The organism is Streptomyces africanus (genome assembly GCF_002150735.1).
Taxonomy (GTDB): Bacteria; Actinomycetota; Actinomycetes; order Streptomycetales; family Streptomycetaceae; genus Streptomyces; species Streptomyces africanus.
In genome coordinates this window covers 24,106-48,879 of record NZ_MUKA01000041.1, presented here as the reverse complement: position 1 = coordinate 48,879, position 24,774 = coordinate 24,106, and the positions used below count along the sequence as shown (strand labels likewise).

Annotated in this window: 23 protein-coding genes; 13 read left to right on the top strand and 10 right to left on the bottom strand. The window is 71.6% G+C overall.

The features are described 5' to 3' along the window. Window positions 1-93: 93 nt before the first annotated feature. The gene (locus tag CCL05_RS06660; RefSeq protein WP_086559547.1) at window positions 94-1,248 is read left to right on the top strand and encodes a cystathionine gamma-synthase; all 1,155 of its coding nucleotides are present in this window, start codon (window positions 94-96) and stop codon (window positions 1,246-1,248) included. A gap of 20 nt (window positions 1,249-1,268) precedes the next feature. Here CCL05_RS06660 and CCL05_RS06655 read toward each other — a convergent pair whose 3' ends face one another. The 3 genes from CCL05_RS06655 to CCL05_RS06645 all read right to left on the bottom strand — a co-directional run bounded on the left by CCL05_RS06655 (window position 1,269) and on the right by CCL05_RS06645 (window position 2,874). Then, window positions 1,269-1,520 carry a hypothetical protein gene (locus tag CCL05_RS06655; protein ID WP_086559546.1) on the bottom strand — a complete coding sequence of 84 codons (252 nt, stop codon included), beginning with the start codon at window positions 1,518-1,520 and terminating at the stop codon, window positions 1,269-1,271. A gap of 64 nt (window positions 1,521-1,584) precedes the next feature. Then, on the bottom strand, window positions 1,585-2,088 hold the full coding sequence (locus tag CCL05_RS06650; RefSeq protein WP_107400432.1) for a sigma factor-like helix-turn-helix DNA-binding protein: 504 nt from the start codon (window positions 2,086-2,088) through the stop codon (window positions 1,585-1,587). Window positions 2,089-2,367: 279 nt separating this feature from the next. Then, entirely contained in the window at window positions 2,368-2,874 is a 507-nt protein-coding gene (locus CCL05_RS06645) for a MarR family winged helix-turn-helix transcriptional regulator (RefSeq protein WP_208641395.1), read from the bottom strand. Between the two features lie 163 nt (window positions 2,875-3,037). On the opposite strand from CCL05_RS06645, the gene ilvA reads away from it, so the two are divergent. The 5 genes from ilvA (at window position 3,038) to CCL05_RS06620 (ending at window position 7,509) form a co-directional block, all read left to right on the top strand. Beyond that, window positions 3,038-4,267 (top strand): threonine ammonia-lyase, encoded by a 1,230-nt coding sequence (gene ilvA / locus CCL05_RS06640; protein ID WP_086559545.1) that lies wholly within the window; start codon window positions 3,038-3,040, stop codon window positions 4,265-4,267. Window positions 4,268-4,421: 154 nt separating this feature from the next. Then, a complete protein-coding gene (locus CCL05_RS06635) occupies window positions 4,422-5,399 on the top strand; it encodes an ATP-binding cassette domain-containing protein (protein WP_086559544.1) in 978 nt (325 codons plus the stop codon). 8 nt (window positions 5,400-5,407) lie between these two features. Next, window positions 5,408-6,205, top strand: coding sequence for an ABC transporter permease (locus CCL05_RS06630; protein WP_086559549.1), 798 nt, complete (start codon window positions 5,408-5,410; stop codon window positions 6,203-6,205). 141 nt (window positions 6,206-6,346) lie between these two features. Further along, complete coding sequence (locus tag CCL05_RS06625) at window positions 6,347-6,889, top strand: COG4315 family predicted lipoprotein (protein ID WP_244204195.1); 543 nt, start codon at window positions 6,347-6,349, stop codon at window positions 6,887-6,889. A gap of 32 nt (window positions 6,890-6,921) precedes the next feature. Further along, complete coding sequence (locus CCL05_RS06620; RefSeq protein WP_086559542.1) at window positions 6,922-7,509, top strand: DUF6529 family protein; 588 nt, start codon at window positions 6,922-6,924, stop codon at window positions 7,507-7,509. 11 nt (window positions 7,510-7,520) lie between these two features. On the opposite strand, the gene CCL05_RS06615 is transcribed toward CCL05_RS06620, so the two are convergent. The 4 genes from CCL05_RS06615 to CCL05_RS06600 form a co-directional block, all read right to left on the bottom strand. Next, window positions 7,521-7,934, bottom strand: a complete 414-nt coding sequence (locus CCL05_RS06615; RefSeq protein ID WP_086559541.1) for a VOC family protein — start codon at window positions 7,932-7,934, stop codon at window positions 7,521-7,523. Next, window positions 7,931-8,515, bottom strand: a complete 585-nt coding sequence (locus tag CCL05_RS06610; RefSeq protein ID WP_086559540.1) for a dihydrofolate reductase family protein — start codon at window positions 8,513-8,515, stop codon at window positions 7,931-7,933. Before CCL05_RS06610 ends, CCL05_RS06615 begins: the two co-directional genes overlap by 4 nt. A gap of 145 nt (window positions 8,516-8,660) precedes the next feature. Next, window positions 8,661-9,158 carry a transcription elongation factor GreA gene (gene greA / locus CCL05_RS06605; protein ID WP_086559539.1) on the bottom strand — a complete coding sequence of 166 codons (498 nt, stop codon included), beginning with the start codon at window positions 9,156-9,158 and terminating at the stop codon, window positions 8,661-8,663. Window positions 9,159-9,337: 179 nt separating this feature from the next. Then, a complete protein-coding gene (locus CCL05_RS06600) occupies window positions 9,338-9,736 on the bottom strand; it encodes a DUF4307 domain-containing protein (RefSeq protein ID WP_086559538.1) in 399 nt (132 codons plus the stop codon). 147 nt (window positions 9,737-9,883) lie between these two features. On the opposite strand from CCL05_RS06600, the gene mca reads away from it, so the two are divergent. Together mca and CCL05_RS06590 are read left to right on the top strand one after the other, a co-directional pair. After that, a complete protein-coding gene (gene mca / locus CCL05_RS06595; RefSeq protein WP_086559537.1) occupies window positions 9,884-10,765 on the top strand; it encodes a mycothiol conjugate amidase Mca in 882 nt (293 codons plus the stop codon). After that, the gene (locus CCL05_RS06590; RefSeq protein WP_086559536.1) at window positions 10,758-11,045 is read left to right on the top strand and encodes a hypothetical protein; all 288 of its coding nucleotides are present in this window, start codon (window positions 10,758-10,760) and stop codon (window positions 11,043-11,045) included. Before mca ends, CCL05_RS06590 begins: the two co-directional genes overlap by 8 nt. A 101-nt stretch (window positions 11,046-11,146) precedes the next feature. Here the strand turns inward: CCL05_RS06590 and CCL05_RS06585 are convergent, their stop codons facing one another. Further along, the gene (locus tag CCL05_RS06585) at window positions 11,147-14,344 is read right to left on the bottom strand and encodes a tetratricopeptide repeat protein (RefSeq protein WP_086559535.1); all 3,198 of its coding nucleotides are present in this window, start codon (window positions 14,342-14,344) and stop codon (window positions 11,147-11,149) included. Between the two features lie 227 nt (window positions 14,345-14,571). Here CCL05_RS06585 and CCL05_RS06580 point away from each other — a divergent pair, with 227 nt between their 5' ends. The 5 genes from CCL05_RS06580 to CCL05_RS06560 all read left to right on the top strand — a co-directional run bounded on the left by CCL05_RS06580 (window position 14,572) and on the right by CCL05_RS06560 (window position 23,267). Continuing rightward, the gene (locus CCL05_RS06580) at window positions 14,572-16,605 is read left to right on the top strand and encodes a thioredoxin domain-containing protein (RefSeq protein WP_086559534.1); all 2,034 of its coding nucleotides are present in this window, start codon (window positions 14,572-14,574) and stop codon (window positions 16,603-16,605) included. A 137-nt stretch (window positions 16,606-16,742) separates the two neighbouring features. Beyond that, complete coding sequence (locus tag CCL05_RS06575) at window positions 16,743-18,032, top strand: glycosyltransferase (RefSeq protein ID WP_086559533.1); 1,290 nt, start codon at window positions 16,743-16,745, stop codon at window positions 18,030-18,032. Continuing rightward, window positions 18,029-19,678 carry an ArnT family glycosyltransferase gene (locus CCL05_RS06570; RefSeq protein WP_086559532.1) on the top strand — a complete coding sequence of 550 codons (1,650 nt, stop codon included), beginning with the start codon at window positions 18,029-18,031 and terminating at the stop codon, window positions 19,676-19,678. Before CCL05_RS06575 ends, CCL05_RS06570 begins: the two co-directional genes overlap by 4 nt. Further along, window positions 19,675-20,868, top strand: coding sequence for a glycosyltransferase (locus CCL05_RS06565; RefSeq protein WP_086559531.1), 1,194 nt, complete (start codon window positions 19,675-19,677; stop codon window positions 20,866-20,868). Before CCL05_RS06570 ends, CCL05_RS06565 begins: the two co-directional genes overlap by 4 nt. Then, window positions 20,865-23,267, top strand: coding sequence for a galactose oxidase family protein (locus CCL05_RS06560; protein WP_086559530.1), 2,403 nt, complete (start codon window positions 20,865-20,867; stop codon window positions 23,265-23,267). Before CCL05_RS06565 ends, CCL05_RS06560 begins: the two co-directional genes overlap by 4 nt. Before the next feature lie 98 nt (window positions 23,268-23,365). On the opposite strand, the gene CCL05_RS06555 is transcribed toward CCL05_RS06560, so the two are convergent. Then, the gene (locus CCL05_RS06555) at window positions 23,366-24,097 is read right to left on the bottom strand and encodes a Mut7-C RNAse domain-containing protein (protein ID WP_086559529.1); all 732 of its coding nucleotides are present in this window, start codon (window positions 24,095-24,097) and stop codon (window positions 23,366-23,368) included. Window positions 24,098-24,132: 35 nt separating this feature from the next. After that, the gene (locus CCL05_RS06550; RefSeq protein ID WP_086559528.1) at window positions 24,133-24,753 is read right to left on the bottom strand and encodes a TetR/AcrR family transcriptional regulator; all 621 of its coding nucleotides are present in this window, start codon (window positions 24,751-24,753) and stop codon (window positions 24,133-24,135) included. Window positions 24,754-24,774 lie beyond the last annotated feature (21 nt).

Here is a 24,774-nt window from a genome sequence, read left to right as displayed (position 1 = left end):
CTCCGGCCCCCGCCCGCCCGCGGGGCCGTGGCGCCTCGCCCCTCGGCAGTTCACCCCGGCACTCGTCGCGTCGGCGCACTACCCTCGGTGCTCATGAGCGACAGGCATATCAGTCAGCACTTCGAGACGCTCGCGATCCACGCGGGCAACACCGCCGACCCCCTGACGGGCGCGGTCGTCCCGCCGATCTACCAGGTGTCCACCTACAAGCAGGACGGCGTCGGGGGCCTGCGCGGCGGCTACGAGTACAGCCGCAGCGCCAACCCGACCAGGACCGCGCTGGAGGAGAACCTCGCCGCCCTGGAGGGCGGCCGTCGGGGGCTCGCGTTCGCGTCCGGGCTGGCGGCCGAGGACTGCCTGCTGCGTACGCTGCTCAGCCCCGGTGACCACATCGTCATCCCCAACGACGCCTACGGCGGCACGTTCCGCCTCTTCGCCAAGGTCGTCGCCCGCTGGGGAGTGGAGTGGTCGGTCGCCGACACCGGCGACCCGGCCGCCGTACGGGCCGCGATCACCCCGAAGACCAAGGCCGTGTGGGTCGAGACGCCCTCCAACCCGCTCCTGAACATCACGGACATCGCCGCCGTCGCTCAGATCGCCCGGGACGCGGGCGCCCGCCTCGTCGTCGACAACACCTTCGCCACGCCCTACCTCCAGCAGCCGCTCTCGCTCGGCGCGGACGTCGTCGTGCACTCGCTGACCAAGTACATGGGCGGCCACTCGGACGTCGTCGGCGGCGCCCTGATCACGAACGACCCGGACCTGGGCGAGGAGCTGGCCTTCCACCAGAACGCGATGGGCGCGGTCGCCGGGCCCTTCGACTCCTGGCTGGTGCTGCGCGGCACCAAGACCCTCCCCGTGCGCATGGACCGGCACAGCGAGAACGCCGCGAAGGTCGCCGACATGCTCACCCGGCACGCGCGCGTGACGAGCGTCCTGTACCCGGGCCTGCCGGAGCACCCCGGTCACGAGGCCGCCGCCAAGCAGATGAAGTCGTTCGGCGGCATGGTCTCCTTCCGCGTGGCGGGCGGCGAGGAGGCGGCCGTCGAGGTCTGCAACCGCGCCAAGGTCTTCACGCTGGGCGAGTCCCTGGGCGGCGTCGAGTCGCTGATCGAGCACCCCGGCCGGATGACGCACGCCTCCGTGGCCGGCTCGCTCCTGGAGGTGCCCGGCGACCTGGTGCGGCTGTCCGTCGGCATCGAGAACGCCGACGATCTGCTGGAAGACCTCCAGCAGGCGCTCGGCTAGTCACGGCGATCCCGGCGGCGTCACCAGCCGGTGAGGGGTGGAGTCGTGTCCGACGGCGGCTCCACCCACGGGCGGGCCGTCAGCGCCCACACCGTGAACGCCACGGCCGCCGCGAACATCAGCAGCCACAGCAGGCGCCGGGCGACCGTCCTGCGCCGCAGCATCCGGCCGCCCCGGCGCACCGCCTCCGCGTGAAGCTCCGGCGGCACGGACCGCGTCGACGCCTCCTCCAGCAGCCGCCGCACGGCCGCGTCGCGGTCGTTCCCGCTCATGCCGACCTCCGTTCGCCGGGAGAGCACGCGCCGAGGCGGCTCTCGCCGGGAGAGCCGCACAGACTCATGACGGCACCGTCTTCGCGGCCCTCACTGCCGGGGCCGGGCCCCGCGCGCGGTGCAGCAGGGTCGTCGTCGCCCGGTGGCAGATGGCCCGTACGCGCTCCGGGGACAGGCCGAGCAGGGCGGCCGTCTGCTCCTCGGCGACGCCTTCGTGGAGCATCAGCACCAGGATGAGCCGCTCCTGCGGGCTGAGCGGGGCCAGGGGGCTCGCCGGGTGCGGCCGGGAGCGGCCGGGACCGCCGTAGTGGTGCCACGCGCCGCGCGCGAAGCGGGTCGCCAGGTACTGCCGGGTGAGGTCGTACGGATCCTCGCCGCGCAGCCGGTCCCAGCACGCGTACGTGTGCGCCAGTGAGAGGGTCAGCAGGCGCCGCGCGCGGGGGTTGTCGTCCGGGGCCTCCGCGGTGAGCAGGGTGGCGGCGTGCAGCAGCCGCCCGGCCGCGCCCGCGACGAACGCCTCGAACTCCCGGGCCCGACGGGTTGCCTGGGACGCCTGCCGCTCTCGCACCGCGCCTCCCGCCTGACGGCGACCCTCAGGATGCGGGCCCGGCCGGGTACACGCGCGACGGCCGCGTACGAGGGGGCCCGGTCTCATATCAGGCCAGGTGCGGCCCCGAGGTCAAGAGCCGCGCACCGGGTGGCACGGCGGGAGGCGGCGGCAGGCACGGGCCGCACCGCGGCCGGAGCCCTTCCCGGGCCCGGCCGGCCTCCTGTCACAGGAGCGTCGCGGCCCGCCCGCGGACGGCGTCGGCGTCCCGCCCGCTGAGTCGGCCACGCGCGCGTGGGGTCAGGACGGCGACTGCGCCTCCGGTCCCGGTACCCCCTGGACCGCCATCCGGGCGGACAGCGCGCTGTTGAAGCGCGTGAGGAGCGAGCAGAACGCCTCGCGCTCCTCCGGCTGCCAGTCCTCGGTCAGCTCGGCCATCAACTGCCGCCGGGACGAACGCACTTCCTCCAGCCGCGCCTGCCCGCGCGGGGACAGCTGGAGTACCACCGCGCGCCCGTCCTCGGGGTGCGACGTGCGCTTGACCAGGCCGGTGTCGACGAGCGGAGCCACCTGCCGGGTGACCGTCGACGAGTCGATCCCCATGCTCGCGGCCAGGGCTTTGACGCCCATGGGGCCTTCCTTGTCGAGACGGTTGAGCAGCAGGTACGCGGCGCGGTCCATGGAGTTGCGCACCTGCCCGACCCCGCCGAGCCGGGTCTGTTCGGCACGGCGCGCGAACACCGCCACCTCGTGCTGGAGCGTGTCGAGAAGACCGGTGTCACCGACGGTCGTCATGTCCATCGACATTTCAGGTGTTGTGGGCATGGCCGGGGGCTCACTTCGTGAAGGGCTGGCTGATTGGGGGACAGGGTACGCGGCCGGGGGGCGGGCCGTACCGGCGCTGGGCAAAGCGGGTCTCGGAGGTTGGTCACAACGGCCGTTCCCGTTCGTGAACTGCGATGCTGGAGTCATGAGCTACAGCACGGCGGACTCCTTGCGGCCCGTCACCCTCGACGACGTGCGCGGCGCCCAGAAGATGCTCTCGGGTGTGGCGCGGGTGACCGCGATGGAGGGCAGCAGGCACCTGTCCCAGATGGTCGGCGCGCCGGTGCATCTCAAGTGCGAGAACCTCCAGCGGACAGGTTCGTTCAAGCTGCGCGGCGCCTACGTGCGGATCGCCGGTCTGCTGCCCGAGGAACGCGCCGCCGGTGTCGTCGCCGCGAGCGCCGGCAACCACGCGCAGGGCGTGGCCCTGGCCTCCGCGCTGCTCGGCGTGCGCTCCACGGTGTTCATGCCGAAGGGCGCCCCGTTGCCCAAGGTCAGCGCGACCCGGGACTACGGGGCCGAGGTGCGGCTGCACGGCCAGGTGGTCGACGAGACGCTGGCCGCCGCCCAGGAGTACGCGGCCGAGACGGGCGCGGTGTTCATCCACCCCTTCGACCACCCCGACATCATCGCGGGCCAGGGCACGGTGGGCCTGGAGATCCTGGAGCAGTGCCCGGAGGCGCGCACGATCGTCGTCGGCATCGGCGGGGGCGGGCTGGCCGCCGGGATCGCGGTGTCGGTGAAGGCGCTGCGGCCGGATATGCGGATCGTGGGCGTCCAGGCGGAGGGCGCGGCGGCCTATCCGCCGTCCCTGGCGGCGGGCCGGCCCGTCACGGTCGAGAATCCGGCGACGATGGCCGACGGCATCAAGGTCGGGCGGCCCGGCGACGTGCCGTTCGGGATCGTCGGTGAACTGGTCGACGAGGTGCGGACGGTCAGCGAGGACGAGCTGTCCGCCGCGCTGTTGTTGTGCCTGGAGCGGGCCAAGCTGGTCGTGGAGCCGGCCGGGGCGAGCCCGGTCGCGGCGCTGCTGGGCCGGCCCGACTCCTTCGAGGGGCCGGTCGTCGCGGTGCTGTCCGGCGGCAACGTCGATCCGGTGCTGATGCAGCGGGTACTGCGGCACGGCATGACCGCGCAGGGCCGCTACCTGGCCGTCCGGCTGCGGCTGACGGACCGGCCCGGGGCTCTTGCCACACTTCTGGGCGTGTTGTCAGTGGTCGACGCTAACGTCCTCGATGTGAGCCATGTACGAACCGACCCACGGCTCGGGCTCACGGAGGCGGAGGTCGAGCTGCACCTGGAGACGAAGGGCCCGGCGCACTGCGTCGAGGTGGGCCAGGCGCTGCGCGAGGCGGGCTACACGGTCATGGGCTGACCGCCCACCGAGCTCGACGCGCCGGGCTCAAGATCTTTCGTCGCTTGGGAGCAGAACGCGGAAAGCCTCATTGTAAGACGCGATACATCGCGTTATGGTGTGTCGTGAAGCGTGATGCACCTGTCCGGCACTCCCCGAAGACGTGGAGATTCATATGCCAGCCGCCATCCATGCCGAAGGGCTGGTCAAGACCTTCGGTGACGTAAGGGCCCTGGACGGCGTCGACCTCGACGTGCCCGAGGGCACGGTCCTCGGCCTGCTCGGGCCGAACGGCGCGGGCAAGACGACCGCCGTCCGCTGCCTGACCACCCTGCTGCGCCCCGACAGCGGCCGGGCGGTTGTCGCGGGCATCGACGTGCTCGAACAGCCCGACGCCGTCCGCCGCTCCATCGGCCTGTCCGGCCAGTTCGCGGCCGTCGACGAGTATCTGACCGGCCGCGAGAACCTGTACATGGTGGGCCGGCTCTACCAGCTGAAGGCGAAGGCGGCGAAGGAGCGCGCGGCCGAACTGCTCGAGCAGTTCCACCTCGCGGACGCGGCCGACCGCCCCACCAAGACCTACTCCGGAGGCATGCGCCGCCGGCTCGACCTCGCGGCGGCCCTCGTCGTCTCGCCGCCCGTGATGTTCATGGACGAGCCGACGACCGGCCTCGACCCCCGCAACCGCCAGCAGCTGTGGGAGGTCATCAAGAACCTGGTCTCCGGCGGCACGACGCTGCTGCTGACCACGCAGTACCTGGAAGAGGCCGACCACCTGGCGCACGACATCGCGGTGGTCGACCACGGCAAGGTCATCGCCAAGGGCACCTCCGACCAGCTCAAGGCCCGCACCGGCGGCGAGCGCGTCGAGGTCGTGGTGCACGAGCGCGAGCACATCGCGGCCGCCGCCGGGGTGCTCACCGGCTTCGGCAAGGGCGACACCACGGTCGAGGAGCACATGCGCAAGCTCACCACGCCCGTGACCGGCGGCGCCAAGCTCCTCGCCGAGGTCATCCGGGAGCTGGACGCCCGGGGCATCGAGATCGACGACATCGGCCTGCGCCGGCCGACCCTCGACGACGTCTTCCTGTCGCTGACGGGACACGTGGCCGAGGCGAAGAACGAGGAGAACGACGAGGAGGCCGTGAAGTGAGCAGCACCATGAGCGACTCCCTGGTCATCGCCCGGCGGAACCTGATCCGCATGACCCGGATCCCCGAGATGGTCCTCTTCGGGCTGATCCAGCCGGTGATGTTCGTGATCCTCTTCACCTACGTCTTCGGCGGCTCGATGAAGATCGGCACTACCACCGACCCGGACGTCTACAAGAACTTCCTGATGGCGGGGATCTTCGCGCAGACCGTCACGTTCGCCACCGCAGGAGCGGGCGCCGGCATCGCGGACGACATGCACAAAGGCCTCATCGATCGCTTCCGCTCCCTGCCGATGGCGCGTGGCGCGGTGCTGACCGGCCGTACCGTCGCAGATCTGGTGCAGACGGCCCTCACGCTGCTCGTCCTCGCCATCGTCGCACTGCTCGTGGGCTGGCGCCCCGGCTACGCGGAGCCGACCAACTTCGCCAAGATCCTGGGCGGCTTCGGCCTGCTGCTCCTCCTGGGGTACGCCTTCACATGGATCGGGGCACTGATCGGTCTGTCCGTGCGTACACCGGAGGCGGCGACCTCGGGAGGCCTGATCTGGCTGTTCCCGGTGACCTTCATTTCGAGCGCCTTCGTCGACACCAGCCAGATGACACCCTGGCTGCGGCACGTCGCCGACTGGAACCCGTTCAGCGCCACTGTCCAGGCGTGCCGCCGGCTCTTCGGCGACCCGGGTGTGTCCCAGTCCGGCGCATGGCCCATGCAGCACGCGGTCTGGGCGTCGCTGATCTACTCGGTCCTGATCATCGCGGTGTTCCGCACCCTGGCGGTGCGCAAGTACCGCCGGGCGGAAGGCTGACGCCTGTGCCCGCCGCTCGACGAGTCCATCTCAGTGAAGCTCGACGCCGTGGGGCAGGAAGCGCGCGAGAACGCGGGGAGTATGCGTTCATCGCCCTACGCATTGGGGGCCCTTACCAGTAGTGGAGCTGAGATGAGGCGTATGCGCCTGGCCGTGGTGTGGACGGCCGCGCTGATGTCGGTGGCTGCCGCGAGCGGTTGTTCCGATGATGGCGGTGGTTCCTCGTCGTCACCCTCGACGCCGTCGAGCACGGCCACGAGCAGCGCAAGCCAGAACACAAACCCTTACGCATCGGCGAGCAGTGCGTCGTCCGGGGCGAAGGCCATGGTGAAGACCGCCTCGGCTGGCGATCTCGGCACGATCCTGGTCGACGGGAAGGGCCGCACCCTGTACCTGTTCGAGGCGGACAAGTCGACGACCTCTACCTGCAAGGGGGGCTGCGCCACGGCGTGGCCGCCGGTGCTGACCTCCGGGAAGCCGTCGACCGGCGGCTCGGCGAAGTCCAAACTGGTGGGCACGTCGAAGCGATCCGAAGGCAAGACGCAGGTCACGTACCACGGTCACCCGGTCTACCTGTATGCGGGAGATTCCAAGCCGGGCGACACCAACGGCCAGGGACTCGACCAGTTCGGTGCCGAGTGGTACGTCCTCGACGCCGCCGGTAACAAGGTCGACAAGAGCTGAACCGGCGACGACCGCATGACGAGTCAGCCGACATGACGGCCAGGACCGGTCACCGAGCCCCCCGGCGGCACTCTCCCGCCGCGCGGGCCGCCGCCATCACACTGGGCGCTGCCGTGGCGGTGGCCGTGGCGGTGGCCATCTGGGTGACCGGCCGGCACCACAGCCCGCAGTACGCGACCGACCTCTTCGGCGCGCAGGGCGCCGCAGCGGTCACCCTCAAGGCCCGCCTGGGCAGCGCCCTGTTCGGGCTCGCGCTCGTCCAGCTTGTGCTGGCCCTGTGGATGTACGGACGACTCCCCGCTCGCGCGGCGGCGCCACGCAGCGTCCGCATCGCGCACCGCCTGGTGGGATGGGCTGCCTTCCTGCTGTCGGTGCCCATCGCCTACCACTGCGTCCGCACCTACGGTGTGGAAACCACGAGCACCCGGGTCTTCCTGCACTCGGTCGCCGGCTGCGCGCTGTACGGGGCCTTCGTCGCCAAGGTACTGGTGGTCCGCAGCCGGCACCTCCCCGGCTGGCTGCTCCCCGCTGCCGGAAGCGCCCTGTTCGCCGCCATCGGGCTGCTGTGGTACTCCGCCGCGCTGTGGGCCCTCAACGGCTTCGCCGCTCCCGGTCTGTAGCGACGACCACCTCAGGAGAAGTCCGCCGCGGTGATGCCGTCGGGATGTCCGGACGGCCACTCCACCAGCTCGATCCGGTAACCGTCCGGGTCCGTGAGCCACGACGTCCTCGGGCCGTCGGGGCCGCCCGGGTACTGGACGGGCTCCGGCTCCAGACCGGCTTCGGCCAGCGTCTTCAGGGTGACCGTCAGCGAGTCCACCTGGATCGCGAGGTGGTCGATTCCGCTGCCCACGTCGACGCGTCCGTCGGCGGGCCGGTGGACCAGTTCGAGCGAGGCCGCCGGTTCGCCGGGGAACTTGAGGATCACGATGCGGCCGGCGTCGCCGAACTCGACCCTGCCCAGCTCGGCATAGCCCAGGGCGGTGTAGAAACCGAGCGAGCGGTCCAGATCGGTGACGCGGTAGGCGACGAAGAGCGTCTTCATGCGGCATCCCCGGGTCGGCGCACCCGATAGCGCAGGTGCGTGACGTTTCGGTCGTCGAGACGTCGGACGGGGTCGAGTTCGATGTGCCCGCCACCGAGGTGGTCGAACAGCCGTCGACCCTCGCCGAGGAGGACCGGCACCAGGTGGATCTCCATCTCGTCCAGCTGCCCGGCTCGCAGAAGCGCTTGGGCCGCCCCGGCCCCATGGACCATGACCGGCCGGTCCCCGGCGGCGGCGCGAGCCTGACGGGCGCAGTCCTCGACGTCGGTGACGAAACGCGCATGGCCGGGTGGCACGTCCCCGTCGTCCACCCGGTGGGTGAGGACGAGGATCGGCACGCCGTCGTGATGGTCGCCCTGCCAGCGCCCGGCGAGTTCGAAGGTCCGCCGGCCGGAGATCAGCGCGCCCGTCGCCAGCGCTTCGCGGTAGACCTGGCCGCTCGGGCCGTCGGATTCCCGGTCGTCGAGCCAGTCGAAAAGCCGTCCGCCCTCGCGTCCGAGCTCCTGGCCCGGCCGATCGTCCGGCCCGGCGATGAAGCCGTCGAGCGACATCGACATGTACAGCCGAATCGGATTGCGCACCTTGGCCTCCCTCTCTCCTCCATGACAGGAAGACTTCGGGCAACCGGCAAACTCATCGGACTCGAGCACCGCTCGGCGACGGCATGACGATGCCCCCGGCGCCGCGAGGACGCCGGGGGCAGGTCAGGACTTCGGTCGGGGTGGTTCAGCCCTCGTACGGCTCGGCCTTGAGGATCTTCACCGAGGCCTTCTTGCCGTTCGGGAGCTCGTACTGCGCGTCCTCGCCGACCTTGTGGCCGATCACGCCGGTGCCCAGCGGGGACTGCGGTGAGTACGTCTCGATGTCGGCGCTCGCGTACTCGCGCGAGGCGAGCAGGAACGTCAGTGTGTCGTCCTCGTCACCGTCGAAGGCGATCGTGACGACCATGCCGGGCGCCACGGCACCGTCCGCCGCGGGCGCCTCGCCGACCTTGGCGTTCTCGAGGAGCTGGGTGAGCTGGCGCACACGGAGTTCCTGCTTGCCCTGCTCCTCCTTGGCTGCGTGGTACCCGCCGTTCTCACGCAGGTCGCCCTCCTCGCGCGCGGCGGCGATCTTCGCGGAGATCTCAGCCCGCGCGGGACCAGTAAGGTACTCAAGCTCAGCCTTGAGCTTGTTGTACGCCTCCTGGGTCAGCCAGGTGACGTTCTCGCTGGTCTGGGTCACAGGTGCTCCTCGTAGGTACTGGGAATACAAAGCATCGCCCTACCCAGAAGCATGTTCCTTCACGGATGGGCGAAACCACGAGCCTAACAATTCAGGAGCAGAAGGGGGAGGACATAAGCCACCAGTTTCACGTCAACGCAGGTCAGGCGCTACGTATTGCAGGTGACTCGGGCGGGGGCTCAGCCGGTGTGGCAGCCCAGCAGCTCGGCCGTCGTCCCCGGGGAGGTCGTACGGAGCGTGACGACCTTGTCGATGCGGGTGGCGTCCCCGTCGAAGCGGAAATCGGCGCGGCCGACCTCGGCGCCGTTCTCGGCCTGGGAGCGCACGGTGCAGTAGCCGTCGGCACCGGCGTCCTTGTGGACCTCCAGGTGCACCTGCACGGAGTCCTTGCCCTGCTCGAAGCTGATCACCTCGGCGCTGATCTCGCTCTGGGCGACGTAGTGGTAGCCGAACCAGCCGACGAGCCCCAGCAGCGCCGCCGCGAGGACGGCGCCGACGATCTTGAGCGTGCGGTCGGCGCGCTCGTCCGAGGAACGGCCGTAACGCCCCTCGGGCAGTCGCGTGCTCACCGTACTCATGATCGTCCTCCAGACGGGGCCGGGACGAACGCCGCGTAAGGCGACCCGGGACCGGGGCCCGGAATTATTCGCCCCCCGGTTCGGTCACTATAGAAGCCGCTGATTGCGCCGACGCACACAGGGCGCCGACTTACTGAGGAATGAGTCTTGACTGACCAGTTGCGACTGATGGCTGTCCACGCCCACCCCGACGACGAGTCGAGCAAGGGCGCGGCGACCATGGCCAAGTACGTGTCCGAGGGGGTGGACGTGCTGGTCGTGACCTGCACGGGCGGGGAACGCGGCTCCATCCTCAATCCGAAGCTCCAGGGGGACAGGTACGTCGAGGAGCACATCCACGAGGTACGCAAGAAGGAGATGGACGAGGCCCGGGAGATCCTGGGCGTCAGGCAGGAGTGGCTCGGCTTCGTCGACTCGGGCCTGCCCGAGGGCGACCCGCTGCCGCCGCTGCCGGAGGGCTGCTTCGCCCTGGAGGACGTCGACCACGCGGCCGGTGAGCTGGTGCGGAAGATCCGCGCCTTCCGTCCCCAGGTGATCACCACCTACGACGAGAACGGCGGGTACCCGCACCCCGACCACATCATGACCCACAAGATCTCGATGGTGGCGTTCGAGAGCGCGGCGGACACCGAGAAGTACCCGGAGGCCGAGTACGGCCCCGCGTACCAGCCGCAGAAGCTCTACTACAACCAGGGCTTCAACCGCCCCCGCACCGAGGCGCTGCACCAGGCGATGCTCGACCGGGGTCTGGAGTCGCCCTACGGGGACTGGCTCAAGCGCTGGGACGAGTTCGGCATGAAGCAGCGCACGCTCACCACGCACGTGCCCTGCGCCGACTTCTACGAGATCCGCGACAAGGCGCTGATCGCGCACGCCACGCAGATCGACCCGGACGGCGGCTGGTTCAAGGTGCCGATGGAGATCCAGAAGGAGGTCTGGCCGACGGAGGAGTACGAGCTGGCGAAGTCCCTCGTCGATACCTCCCTCCCCGAGGACGACCTCTTCGCGGGCGTCCGCGACAATGCCTGACATGAGCGCAAGCGCAAGCCTGGCAATGACGCACCTCGTCACCTTCGCCAAGGAGGTCGACGAGGACAAGGTCACCCCCGGCGTCCTCGGCTTCATCGTCTTCGCGGCGATGGCCCTGGCGGTGTGGGCCCTGATGAAGTCCATGAGCCGCCACATGAACAGGGTCGACTTCACGCAGGTCCCGGACCCCAAGGCCGAGCAGGCCGACCCGGCCGAGCAGCCGGAGCCGGAGGCCGCGGACGCGGAGACCTCCGGCCAGGGCAAGCAGAAGCAGGGCTGACGCCCCCTGCCGGGGCGGGGCGATTCGTCTCTCCCCGGTCAGGACACCCGTCGGCGGCCGTCCGCCGCCGACGGGTGCGTCACGCGCCCTGCGGACACCCCCTAGGCCTTCGACTCCACGGCCACCCCCATCACCTCCCGCGCATGCCGGTCCGGCACCATGCCCAGGCGCCAGGCCTGCCAGCCCGCCTCCAGGGTCACGCCGCGCACCAGCAGCAGGGCGTAGGCGTCGAGGTAGTCGTCCAGCTTCTGGTCGCGCAGCGGATGGCTCGCGCGGGACAGCTGGGCCAGTTCCTCCTGGGCCACGGCCGTGCCGATCTCCATGCCGCCGGGGGCCGCGTACGGCAGCAGGGTGCAGCGCAGGAAGCGGGCCCAGTCCTCGCCCCGGCGGTCGCCGTACGACGTGAAGAGGCCGGCCGCCTCGTCGCACAGGGCCAGGGCCTGCTGGGTGCGGGCGTTGCCCGCGTCCACCACCGCCAGCTCCAGACAGGTCCACGCCTCGCCGTGGGCGACGCCGATGCGCTGGAAGTCGGCGCGGGCGTCCACCAGGAGCTGGCGGGCGAAGCCGGAGTTGCGCAGGGAGCCCGTCTGGGCCGCGCGCTGGTCGCGGGTGACGCGGGCCGAGTGGTGGCGGGCGCAGGCCAGGCCGTAGACGTCCCGCATCCGGGAGAACATCGTGCGGGAGCGTTCCAGCTCGCGGACGGCCTGGTCCAGGTTGCCCGTCTCCTCCAGGGCCTGGCCGAGGTAGTACAGCGTCCACGCCTCGCCGCGCGCGTCCTCGTTCTCGCGGTGCCGGGCGGCGGCCCCGCGCAGTTCCTCCACGGCCGGCGACGCGTCACCGGCGACCAGCAGGGCGCGGGCCAGCTGGGTCAGGGCCCAGGCCTCGCCGCGGGCGTCCCGGGTGCGGCCGTACAGCTCCAGGGCCGCGCGCAGCTCGGCCTCGGCGCGCGGGACGTCGCCCCTGCGCAGGCCCAGCTGGCCGAGCTGGAAGTGGGCCCAGGCCTGGCCGTGCACGGACTCGCCCCGCCGGTGCAGCACCAGCGACTCGTTCAGCAGGTCCAGTGCCTCCGCCAGCCGGGCCCGGTCCCGCTCCACCGCCGCCAGGGCGTGCATCGTCCAGGCCCGGTCCGTCGCCAGCTCGGGGGAGGACTGGAGGTCCAGGGCCTCGCGGAGCTTCGCCGACGCCTCCGTCAGATTGCCCTGGTGGTGCAGGGTGATGCCGAGGGAGCACAGGGCGCGGGCGGCACCCGCGTCGTGATGGGCCTCCCGGTACAGGTCGACGACCGACGCGAGGGTCGTCCGCGCCTTGTCCAGTTCGCCGAGCTGCCGTGCCGCGATGCCGGTGCGCCACTGCACCGAGCGGACCAGCAGGCCCTCGTCGACCGCCTGCGCGAGCTCGCTGATCTCGCCCAGGCGGTAGAGGTCGCCGCGCAGCAGGCAGTAGTCGCACAGGGCGCCCAGGAGGTTCAGGACCGCCGCCTGGTCCACGCCCTCGGCATGCCGCAGGGCCGCGGTGATGAAGCTCGACTCGTCGTCCAGCCAGCGCAGCGCCTCGTCGAGGGAGGGGAAGCCGTACGGGCTGAAGCGGTTCGTGCGGGTCGACATGTTGCCGTCGACCATGCGCAGCACCGAGTCGGCCAGCTCGGCGTAGTTCACGATCAGGCGTTCCTGAGCCGCCGTGCGCTCGGCCGGTTCCTCCTCGTCGAGGAGCCTGGCCTGGGCGAAGGCGCGGACCAGGTCGTGCAGCCGGTAGCGGTCGCCCCGGACGTGGTCGATCAGGCCCGCGCGCGTCAGGGCCTGGAGGTGGCGTGTCGCCTCCGCCTCGTCGGTGGCCAGCAGCGCGGCGGCCGCGGCGGCGCCCAGCGAGGCCCGGCCGGCCAGGGCCAGGCGGCGCAGCAGCCGCCGTACGGGCTCCGGCTGGTCGGTGTAGCGCAGCCACAGGGCGCGCTCGACGGGATCGACCGGGCCGTACGCGCCGAGGTCCGTGGCCAGCGCGCGCGGGGAGCGCGGGCCGAGGCACGAGCCGGCGATGCGCAGCGCCAGCGGCAGCCCGCCGCACAGCTCCCGGACCCGGTCGGCGGACTCGGCGTCGTAGGGCCCGGACCGGTCCTGGGCCGCCGCGCCCAGCAGTTCCTCCGCGCCCGCCGCGTCCAGTGGTGACACGGGCAGCTGGTGCACCCGCGCGGGCAGCTCGCCCAGTTCCAGCGGGCCGCGCGCGGTCACCAGCACCAGGCTGTCGGACCGCTCCGGGACCAGGGCACGGACCTGCCCGGCGTCCGAGGCGTCGTCCAGGACGACCGTGACCGGCAGGCCGGTCAGATGCTGGTGGTACAGCTCGCTCAGCCGCTTGACCTGCTGGTCGGGGGAGGAGCGCTCGCGGAACAGCAGTTGCTCGCGGGGCGCGCCGAGCCGGTTGAGCAGGTGCAGCAGGGCGTCGCGGGTGGACAGCGGGGACTCGCCCGGGCCCTCGGCACGCAGGTCGACGACGCAGGCGCCGCGGAAGTAGTCCCTCAGATCGTGCGTGGCGTGCACCGCCAGGGTCGTCCGGCCGCTGCCGGGCGTGCCGTGCAGGACGACCACCGTCGGCTGGGTCTCCGTGCTCGCCCGGGCCGCCTGCACCCACTGCCGGATCTGCGCCAGCTCGTGCCGCCGCCCCGCGAACGGCTCCGCCGGTTCCGGGAGCTGCGCGAAGGACTGCTCCAGTACGTTGCGCCCGCGCGCCGCCGCGCTCTTGTCGGCGCCCCGCAGCCGCGGCCCGGTCTTCTTAGGGCCCGTGGAGGCGGCGAGCACCCGCTGCTGGTCCAGGAACGGCCGGATGCCCCGCACCTCCAGTGCCGTCAGCCACTGCAGCCGCAGCTGTTCGGGCCCGCCCGGCTGGCTTACGGCCCCGGCCCGGTGGTGTGCGGCCGGCAGATGCGAGCCGACGACCTTCACGACGGTCGCCGCGGCGCCCACGACCCCCACGGTCACGCCCGCGCCCAGCGCCGTCCCGGCCCCCATGCCGAGGGCCATGTCGGCGACGACGGCCGTGACGGCCGCGACCCCGGCCACCAGCAGCGGTGTCCCGGCGCCCTCCCGGGCGTAGCGCTGCCCGAAGGTGAGCTGCCCGGCAGCCGCCTCGTCCAGGGCGCGCGTGTAGGCCTCGTACTCCTCGGCCGCGCTCTGCGCCATCGCGTCGAGCGCCCCGCGCGCCCGCGCGAGCAGCACCTTCCCGTCCGTGCGCCCGCCCGTCCGGCGCACCTCCTCCTCCACGGCCCGTGCCAACAGCCGCTCGGCTTCCGCCCGATGACTGTCCCGCATGTCACGTCCCCCTCCGGCGGCACCGGCGTACCCAGGTCGTCGTGCCGGTCGTTTCCTTGGTCAAGTGTGCTGCCGACGGCGCATCGGGGCGAGGGGGCGTGCCCGGCCCGATTATGTGAAGACATGGGCGGGTTGAGGTGCCGCGTGTCCGTCGGGCGTGCGCCCCGGGCGGCGCACGCGCGGCGCCTGACGCGTGCCGGACCGGGTACTGCGGCAGGATGGACACCATGCCGAACCGACTGGCGCACGAGACGTCCCCCTACCTCCTGCAGCACGCCGACAACCCCGTGGACTGGTGGCCCTGGTCGGCGGAGGCCTTCGAGGAGGCCCGCAAGCGGAACGTACCCGTGCTGCTCAGCGTCGGCTACAGCAGCTGTCACTGGTGTCACGTGATGGCACACGAGTCCTTCGAGGACCAGCAGACCGCCGAGTACCTCAACGCGCACTTCGTGAGCGTGAAGGTCGACCGCGAGGAGCGCCCGGACGTCGACGCGGTCTACATGGAGGCCGTGCAGGCGGCGACCGGCCAGGGCGGCTGGCCCATGACCGTCTTCCTCACCCCGGACGCCGAGCCGTTCTACTTCGGCACCTACTTCCCGCCCGCCCCGCGCCAGGGCATGCCGTCCTTCCGGCAGGTGCTCCAGGGCGTCCACCAGGCCTGGGAGGAGCGGCGGGACGAGGTCGCCGAGGTCGCCGGGAAGATCGTCCGGGACCTGGCCGGGCGGGAGATCTCCTACGGCGACGCGCAGACGCCCGGCGAGCAGGAGCTCGCGCAGGCGCTGCTCGCGCTCACCCGCGAGTACGACCCGCAGCGCGGCGGATTCGGCGGGGCGCCGAAGTTCCCGCCGTCCATGGTGCTGGAGTTCCTGCTGCGGCATCATGCGCGGACCGGTGCCGAGGGCGCCCTGCAGATGGCCCAGGACACCTGTGAGCGCATGGCCCGGGGCGGCATCTACGACCAGCTCGGCGGCGGCTTCGCCCGCTACTCCGTCGACCGCGACTGGATCGTGCCGCACTTCGAGAAGATGCTGTACGACAACGCGCTGCTGTGCCGGGTCTACGCCCACCTCTGGCGGGCCACCGGCTCGGAGCTGGCCCGCCGGGTCGCCTTGGAGACCGCCGACTTCATGGTGCGCGAACTGCGCACGGCCGAGGGCGGGTTCGCCTCCGCGCTGGACGCCGACAGCGACGACGGCACCGGCAAGCACGTCGAGGGCGCGTACTACGTGTGGACGCCGGAGCAACTGCGCGAGGTGCTCGGCGAGCAGGACGCCGAGCTCGCGGTCCAGTACTTCGGCGTGACCGAGGAGGGCACCTTCGAGCACGGCCAGTCCGTCCTCCAACTCCCGCAGCAGGACGGCCTGTTCGACGCCGGGAAGATCGCCTCGATCCGGGAGCGACTGCTGGCGGCCCGGTCGGAGCGGCCCGCGCCCGGCCGGGACGACAAGGTCGTCGCCGCGTGGAACGGGCTCGCGATCGCCGCGCTCGCCGAGACCGGCGCGTACTTCGACCGGCCCGACCTCGTCGAGGCCGCCCTCGCCGCCGCCGACCTCCTCGTCCGGCTGCACCTCGACGAGCAGGCCCGGCTCACCCGCACCAGCAAGGACGGCCACGCCGGCGCCAACGCGGGCGTGCTGGAGGACTACGGCGACGTGGCGGAGGGTTTCCTCGCGCTGGCGTCCGTCACGGGGGAGGGCGTCTGGCTGGAGTTCGCCGGGTTCCTGCTCGACCACGTCCTGGTCCGTTTCACCGACGAGGAGTCGGGCGCGATGTTCGACACGGCCGCCGACGCCGAGCGGCTGATCCGACGCCCGCAGGACCCGACCGACAACGCCGCCCCGTCCGGCTGGAGCGCGGCGGCGGGCGCCCTGCTGAGCTACGCCGCGCACACCGGGTCCGGGCCCCACCGCACCGCCGCGGAGAAGGCCCTCGGCGTCGTCAAGGCGCTCGGGCCGCGCGTGCCCCGCTTCATCGGCTGGGGGCTCGCCGCCGCCGAGGCCGCGCTGGACGGGCCGCGCGAGGTCGCGATCGTGGGGCCGTCCCTCGACCACGAGGGGACAAGGGCCCTGCACCGCACGGCACTTCTGGGCACCGCGCCCGGCGCGGTCGTCGCCGCCGGCGCCCCCGGGAGCGAGGAGTTCCCGCTGCTCGCGGACCGTCCGCTGGTCGGCGGTGAGCCGGCCGCGTACGTCTGCCGTAACTTCACGTGCGACGCCCCGACGACCGAGGCTGACAGGTTGCGGGCGGTGTTGAGCGACTGACGTCGGGAACCTGCGGCACCAGGCTCTTTATCTGAACGACCCCCAGGTTTCACAGTTCCCCCTTAATCTCTGCACAGTGCCGTGACGGGTGAGGTGCTCCGTCACGACGGGGGGTTCTGGGATCTGGGGGGATCTGTTTGCTGACGCATGTCTTCATCGCTGCCGTTTCACTGGCCCTGTTCTGGATGGCGGCGTTCACCCTGTGGTGGCAGATGCACGCCTGGCGTACGCCGGAAGTGCTCGCCTCCACGCGGTTCAGCAGTCCGGACGGGGACGAGCACGTCTCGTTCTCGCTGCTGCTGCCCGCGCGGCACGAACAGGCGGTGCTGGACCACACGATCCAGCGGCTGCTGGAGTCGAGCCACGCCGGCTTCGAGATCATCGTGATCGTCGGGCACGACGACCCGGAGACCACCGCCGTCGCCGAGCAGGCCGCGGCGCGTGATCCACGGGTCCGGGTCGTCGTCGACCGCCACGAGAAGAAGAACAAGCCGAAGGCCATGAACACGGCCCTGCCGCACTGCCGCGGCGACGTCGTCGGCGTCTTCGACGCGGAGGACCAGGTCCACCCCGAGCTCCTCGCCCACGTCGACCACGCCTTCCGCACCACCGGCGCGGACGTCGTCCAGGGCGGGGTGCAGCTGATCAACTTCCACTCCAGCTGGTACAGCCTGCGCAACTGCCTGGAGTACTTCTTCTGGTTCCGCTCACGCCTCCACCTGCACGCGCAGAAAGGATTCATCCCGCTCGGCGGCAACACCGTCTTCGTCCGCACCGGCGTCCTCAGGGAAGCCGGCGGCTGGGACCCGGACTGCCTCGCCGAGGACTGCGACCTGGGCGTGCGCCTGTCCAGCGTCGGCAAGAAGGTCGTCGTCGCCTACGACTCCGACATGGTGACCCGGGAGGAGACCCCGGGCTCGCTGATGTCCCTGCTGAAGCAGCGCACCCGCTGGAACCAGGGGTTCCTCCAGGTGTACCGGAAGAAGGACTGGAAGCAACTGCCCACCCTCGGGCAGCGGCTGCTCGCCCGCTACACCCTGATGACCCCGTTCATGCAGGCCTTCACCGGCCTGGTCATCCCGCTGAACGTGGCGATCGCGCTGTTCCTTGACGTCCCCGTCGGCATCGCCTTCATCACGTTCCTGCCGGCCGTCACGGCCCTGGTCACCTTCGTCTTCGAGATCGTCGGACTTCACGACTTCGGCAAGCAGTACGGGCTGCGCGTGCGGTTCGCGCACTACCTGAAGCTGATCGTGGGCGGCCCCTTTTACCAGGTCCTGCTCGCCGGGGCGGCCGTCCGTGCCGTGTGGCGTGAGCAGCGCGGCCGGCGCGACTGGGAGCTGACGACCCATGTCGGCGCGCACCTCGACGAGACCGCCGTGCCCCGGCAGGACGTCCCCGTGACCCGAGAGGACGTTCCGGCGTGACCTCCACCCTTCCCGCGGTGACCACCCCGAAGGTCCCCGCGCGGCGCCGGCCCGCGCCCCGCACCGGTGCGCACCGACGGCCGGAGCCGCCGAGCCGGCTGCGCTCCTCCCGGTCCGACCTGCTCCTGTGCGGTGTCCTCCTCGTGGCGATCCTCGTCGTGCAGGGCTGGAACATCGCCGACTACCCGGCCCTCAGCGACGACGAGGGCACCTACCTCGCCCAGGCCTGGTCGGTCCAGCAGGGCAACGGCCTCGCCCACTACACCTACTGGTACGACCACCCGCCGCTGGGCTGGATCCAGATCGCCGTGCTGACCTGGATCCCCGCGCTGATCAGCCCCGAGTCGATGACCGTGGGCACCATGCGCGCCGCGATGCTGGTGATCAGCGGCATCAGCGCGGTCCTCGTCTACGTCCTGGGCCGCCGCCTGGCCCTGCCCCGCTGGGCGGCCGGGCTCGGCATGGTGTTCTTCGGCCTCTCGCCGCTGGCGGTCGTCCTCCAGCGGGAGATCTTCCTCGACAACCTCGCGGTGATGTGGACGCTGCTGGCCTTCACGCTGGCCGCCTCCCCGAGCCGTCACCTCTGGCACCACTTCGGGGCGGGGATCGCGGCCGCCACGGCCGTCCTCACCAAGGAGACGATGCTCATCGTCCTGCCCGCCCTGTTCCTCACCATGTGGCGGCACAGCCACAAGGACACCCGCAAGTTCGCCCTCACCGGAGCCGTCACGGCCTGCGCCCTGATCGGCTTCTCCTACCCGCTGTTCGCCCTGCTCAAGGGCGAGCTGCTGCCGGGCGCCGGGCACGTCTCCCTCTGGGACGGCGTCAAGTACCAGATGACCAGGCCCGGTTCGGGCTTCATCCTGGACCAGGGCTCCGGCTCCTGGGGAGTGCTCCAGTCGTGGCTGTACTACGACCGGATCCTGCCGCTGGGCGGCCTCGCGGGCGCCCTGCTGCTCCTCGTCACCTGGCGCTGGTCCGTCACCGCCCGGGCCCTGGCCGGACCGGCCCTGGCCGTGGCGATCTTCGCCGCGCTGGCCCTGCGTCCGGGCGGCTACCTGCCCGCGATGTACGTCATCCAGGCCCTGCCGTTCCTCGCGCTGGTCCTCGCCGGAGGAACCGCCTCCGTCGCCCACGCGGTGCTGAGCCGCTGGCGCTCCGAGGCGGAGAAACGGTACGTCAGCGTGGGCCGGTACACCCTCGCCACGGTCCTCGCCCTCGCCGCCGGCGCCTACGTCGTACCGCACTGGTACGACGGCGCCCGCACGGCCGTCACCACCGACGCCAACGCCCCCTACAAGGCCGCCTCCACATGGCTGGCCACCGAGGTCGGGAACCCGGAGCGCACCCGGGTGCTGGTCGACGACGCCCTCTGGCTCGACCTCGTGCACCACGGCTACCGGCCGGGCCTCGGCGTCATCTGGTTCTACAAGGCCGACCTCGACCCGGCGGTGACGAAGACGATGCCGCGCGGCTGGAAGGACCTGGACTACGTCGTCGCCTCGCCGACCGTGCGGCGCGACGCGGCCGACCTGCCCAACGTCAGGGCCGCCATGGAGCACTCCGACCCGGTCGCCACCTTCGGCACCGGCGAGGACCGCATCGAGATCCGCCAGATCCAGACGTCCGCCGGAGGCGCGCGATGAGCCAGGAGTCCACCGTCCCCGGAGAGGTCGTCGAGACCGCCGAGATCCCCGAACCGGGCGCCGTCACCATCGTCGTACCGACGTTCAACGAGTCTGCGAACGTACGGCAGTTGCTGCACCAGATCACCGAGGCCGTACCCGCCCGGCTGCCCTGCGAGGTCCTGTTCGTCGACGACTCCACCGACGACACGCCCGAGGTCATCCAGAAGGCGGCGCAGGACTGCCCGTTCCCGGTGACCGTGCTGCACCGCCAGGAGCCGGTGGGCGGGCTCGGCGGCGCGGTCGTCGAGGGGCTGAAGGCGGCCACGTCCGACTGGATCGTCGTCATGGACGGCGACTGCCAGCACCCGCCGTCCCTCGTGCCCGACCTGGTCGCCACGGGCGAGCGGGCGAACGCCGGGCTGGTCGTCGCCTCCCGGTACATCAAGGGCGGCAGCCGGGCCGGGCTCGCGGGCAGTTACCGCGTGGCCGTCTCGCGGGGGGCGACCTGGCTGACCAAGGCGCTCTTCCCGCGCCGGCTGCACGGCATCAGCGACCCGATGAGCGGCTTCTTCGCGATCCGCCGCAGCGCGGTCACGGCCGAGGTGCTCCAGCCGCTCGGCTACAAGATCCTCCTCGAACTCGCCGTCCGCAGCCGCCCGCGCCGGGTCACCGAGGTGCCCTTCGTCTTCCAGGACCGGTTCGCCGGCGAGTCCAAGTCGACCGCGCAGGAGGGCCTGCGGTTCCTGCGCCACCTGGCCGGGCTGCGCGCCGCCTCGCCGGTCGCGCGCATGGTCGGCTTCGGCCTGATCGGGCTCACCGGCTTCCTGCCGAACCTGCTGGGCCTGTGGGCGCTGACCGCCGTCGGTATGCACTACGTACCGGCGGAGGTCCTCGCCAACCAGCTCGGCGTCGCATGGAACTTCCTGCTCATCGAGCACCTGCTGTTCCGCGAGCGGCGCCGGCACCGGCGCTGGTGGGACCGGGCGGGCCGGTTCGCGCTGCTCGCCAACGTCGATCTGGTGCTGCGCATCCCGCTGATCGCCCTGTTCGTGCACCAGCTGCACCTGGGCGTGCTGTCCGCCACCGCGCTCGCGCTGGTGACGACGTTCGTCCTGCGCTTCGTGGCGACCGAAGCGCTGGTCTACCTGCCGCGCCGGGCCGGTGAGCAGCCCGCGCGCGACGGCCGCACCGCGAGGAGAGCCGCGTGAACACGTACCGGAGAAGGACCGCACTCGTCGGCGTGGGCGTGCTCACGGCCGGCCTGCTGCTGACCGCGCCCCAGCCCGCCTCCGCGGCCAACCTCATCAAGAACCCCGGCTTCGAGACCGCGGGCGCCGGGGACATGCCGTTCTGCTGGGAGAAGTCCGGCTGGGGCGACAACGACTTCGCCTTCACCACCACGGCCGACGCGCACACCGGCTCCAGGGCCATGAAGGTCGAGCTGACCCGCCGCCTCGACGGCGACCGCAAGGCCCTGATCACCGAGTCCGCCGCGTGCGCGCCGGTGGTGACGCCGGGCAGGCAGTACGACCTCGGGCTCTGGTACAAGACGACCACCCCGGACGCCTCGGTCACCCTCTTCCGGCACGACACGACCGCCGGCTGGCAGTACTGGACCGACCTCAAGACGCTGGAGACGGCCGGCACCTGGACCGAGGCCACGGTCCGCACCCCGGAGGTCCCGGCCGGCACCGACCGCATCTCCTGGGGCGTCTCCGTCTACGGCACCGGCTCGGCCACCACCGACGACTACACGATGGAGCAGGTCGCCGACCCGGTCCCGCCGCCGCAGTGCACGGGCACGGCCGAGCAGTGCGCGAACGGCAAGTGGGACGTACTGCCCACGAAGAACCCGGTCCGTTCCATGCACTCCGTCGTCCTCAACAACGGCAAGGTGCTGCTGATCGCGGGCTCGGGCAACGACGAGTCGATGTTCAAGGCGGGCACCTTCACCTCGGCGGTGTACGACCCTGAGAAGGGCACCTACAAGGTCGTCCCCACGCCGAAGGACATGTTCTGCGCCGGCCACGTGCAGCTCCAGGACGGGCGCGTGCTGGTGATGAGCGGCAACAAGGCGTACCCGGTGCCGGGCGGACACGGCTACGAGGGCTTCAAGGACTCGTACGTCTTCGACCCGAAGACCGAGACCTACTCCAGGACCAACGACATGAACGACGGCCACTGGTACCCGTCGGCCACGATCCTCGGCAACGGTGACGTCATCTCCTTCGGCGGCCTGCGCGAGGACTCCAGCGGCTCGGTCACCGCCGAACTGTTCTCCGAGGCCGAGCAGCAGTGGCAGCCGCTGTGGAAGGTCAACCAGACCTGGTCGTACTGGGGCCTGTACCCGTCGATGATCCTCATGCAGGACGGCCGCCTCTTCTACTCGGGCAGCCACGTCTTCGGCAACAACATCCCCGGCACCGGCTCGGCGATCTACGACTACGGCGCCAACACCATCACCCAGGTCCCCGGCCTCCGGAAGAAGGACGAGCGCGACCAGTCGGCCAGCGTGCTGCTGCCCCCGGCGCAGGACCAGAAGGTCCTCACCCTCGGCGGCGGCAACATCGACTCCAACCCGGAGGCGAACCGCCTGACCGACATCATCGACCTCAAGCAGCCGAGCCCCTCGTACGTGGCCGGGCCGCCGGTCCCGCAGGGCACGGTCGACCTCGGCGACGGGCCCGTCCCGCAGACCGGCGACCAGGGCAAGATGTACGTCTCCGCCGTGCTCCTGCCCGACGGCAAGGTGCTGGAGACGGGCGGGGCGCTGCACAACCGCGCCAACCCGGTCCACGAGACGTCGGTCTTCGACCCCGAGTCGGAGACCTTCGACCCGGTGGCCGTCGACCCCGAGGCGCGCGGCTACCACTCCTCGGCGTTCCTGCTGCCCGACGGCCGCGTGATGACGACCGGCGACAACCCGGGCAACGGCTCCTGGAACCACGACGTGTCGGTCTACAGCCCGCCCTACCTGTTCAAGGGCCCGCGCCCCTCGATCACCTCGGTGATCGACACCGAGTGGACCTACGGCGACACCCAGCGGATCACCGTCGACCGGCCCATCGCCAAGGCCGAGCTGATCCGCCCGGCCGCCGTCACGCACTCCTCGGATCCGAACCAGCGGTTCGTGGACCTGCCGCTGTCCGTCGACGGCGGCAACGTCGACCTGAACGTGACGAGCAACCCCGACATGGCCCCGCCCGGCTGGTACATGCTCTTCGCGGTGGACGCGAACGGGGTGCCGTCGGTGGCGAAGTGGGTGCATCTCCAGGGCCCCCGGGCCCTCAGGGCGACGGACGCCTCGGCGCATGTCCACGACTTCGCGGACGCGCCGGAGGGCAAGGTCACGGGACCCGGCAAGAAGCGCACGTCACAGAAGGTCGGCCCGACGATCTCCGGCTGCGACCGCCACTACGGCTCGATCAACGTCTGCGTGCCGACCGGCTTCCCGGCGGAGGTGAAGAAGACGACGGCGTCCCGCTGCGCGTGGCTGAAGGCGAACGACTACGGCCGCCTGAAGGTCAACGGCGGGGACGATCCGCTGGGCCTCGACAGGGACGGAGACGGAATCGCCTGCGGCAAGAAGGACCTGACCAGGCGTTAGGCGCCCTCCAAGGGGCGCGGGGCTGTATCGATGTGCGGCTCCGCCGCGTGGGCGCGACCAGCCACGAACGGCCCGCAGTTCCCCGCGGCGCCCGACCGTCAACGGCGCTCCGGCCGAAGCGCCATCGCCCGCTCCACGATCGCTTCCAGCTGCTCGTGATGCGCGCCCTTCCAGTACGCCCGGCCGCACTCCGTGCACTGCGCGAACACGTCGTACGTGGCATGCGTCCCGTGCTTCAGCTGGTCGGCGACCTCGTCCTTGGTCGCCTTGCGGAGCACCCCGTTGCAGGCCGTGCACCGCGTCCAGGGCCGCAGCTCGGGCTGGAACCGGTCCAGGACGTCCCGAAGCTGCTCCTCCGGCCGGGTGCTGTAGACGAACGCCCCCGCCCACAGCTCGCGCCTGCGCAGCAGCCCCCGGTCGCGGCTCAGCATGACCCGCTGCTGCGCCGCCGAACGAGCGGCCAGCGCCGGGTCGCCGATGTCGGTCGACTCGTAGGCCGTGTCCACGCCGAGCAGCCGCAGCCGCCGGGCCAGCGTGCCGAGGTGCACGTCGAGGAGGAACCGCAGGGGCGCGCCAGGCACCCGCTGGGGGCGGGCGACGGTCAGAACCGTCACCGACTCGCCGGCCGCCGGGACGTGCGAGACGCGCACCTCGCGGCCGTCCACGACCAGGGCGCCCACCTCGGTCAGCGGCACACCCAGCGACTCGACGACATGGCCCAGACTGGAGAGGCCGTCCGTGGTGGCCCGCAGGGTGCCCGACCGCCGGGCCTGGGGGAGGAACACGTGCAGCTCGGGGGCGAACTCGACGCGGATCTCGGGACCGTTCACGCGGTCAGGATGCCACGGCGGCGGGCGGGTGGGCCTCAGGGCTTTCCGGTCGGCAGGCCGTGTTCCAGGACGTCCAGGGCGCGGTCGGCCAGTCCCCGGACGTCGTCCCGGTGGCCGGTCTCGGCCCAGTAGTGGGAGACCTCCATCAGCCCGCCCATCACGGACATGGCGAAGACCCGTAGCTCCAGGCTGTCGGGGTCCAGTCCGGAGCGCTCGGCGAGGGCCTCGCGGAGCAGCCGGCCGGTCGCCGCCATGCTCTGCGTCATGCGGGCGCGGACGGCGGGGACCTCGACCCCGAGCCGGGCCCGCAACCGGGTCACCTCGGGTTCCTCGGCGAGGCTCCGGTCGAGGGCCGTGCGCATCACATGCCGCAGGACGTCCGCCCACGACTCGTCCTCGGGCCGGGCCCGCAGCTCCGCCGTCATCACCGGGTGGCACTCGTCGGTGATGACGATGTCCTCCTTGGTCGGGAAGTACCGGAAGACGGTCGACGGCGACACCTCGGCCCGGTCGGCGATCTGCTCGATCGTCGTGGCGTCGTAGCCCTGCTCCTCGATCAGCGCGTAGGTCGCGGCGCGGATCGCCTGGCGGGTCCTGATCTTCTTCCGCTCCCGGAGTCCCAGCGGGGGCGGGCCGGCGGGGGTGACATCAGCCATGAATCGACAGTAACTGTCAAT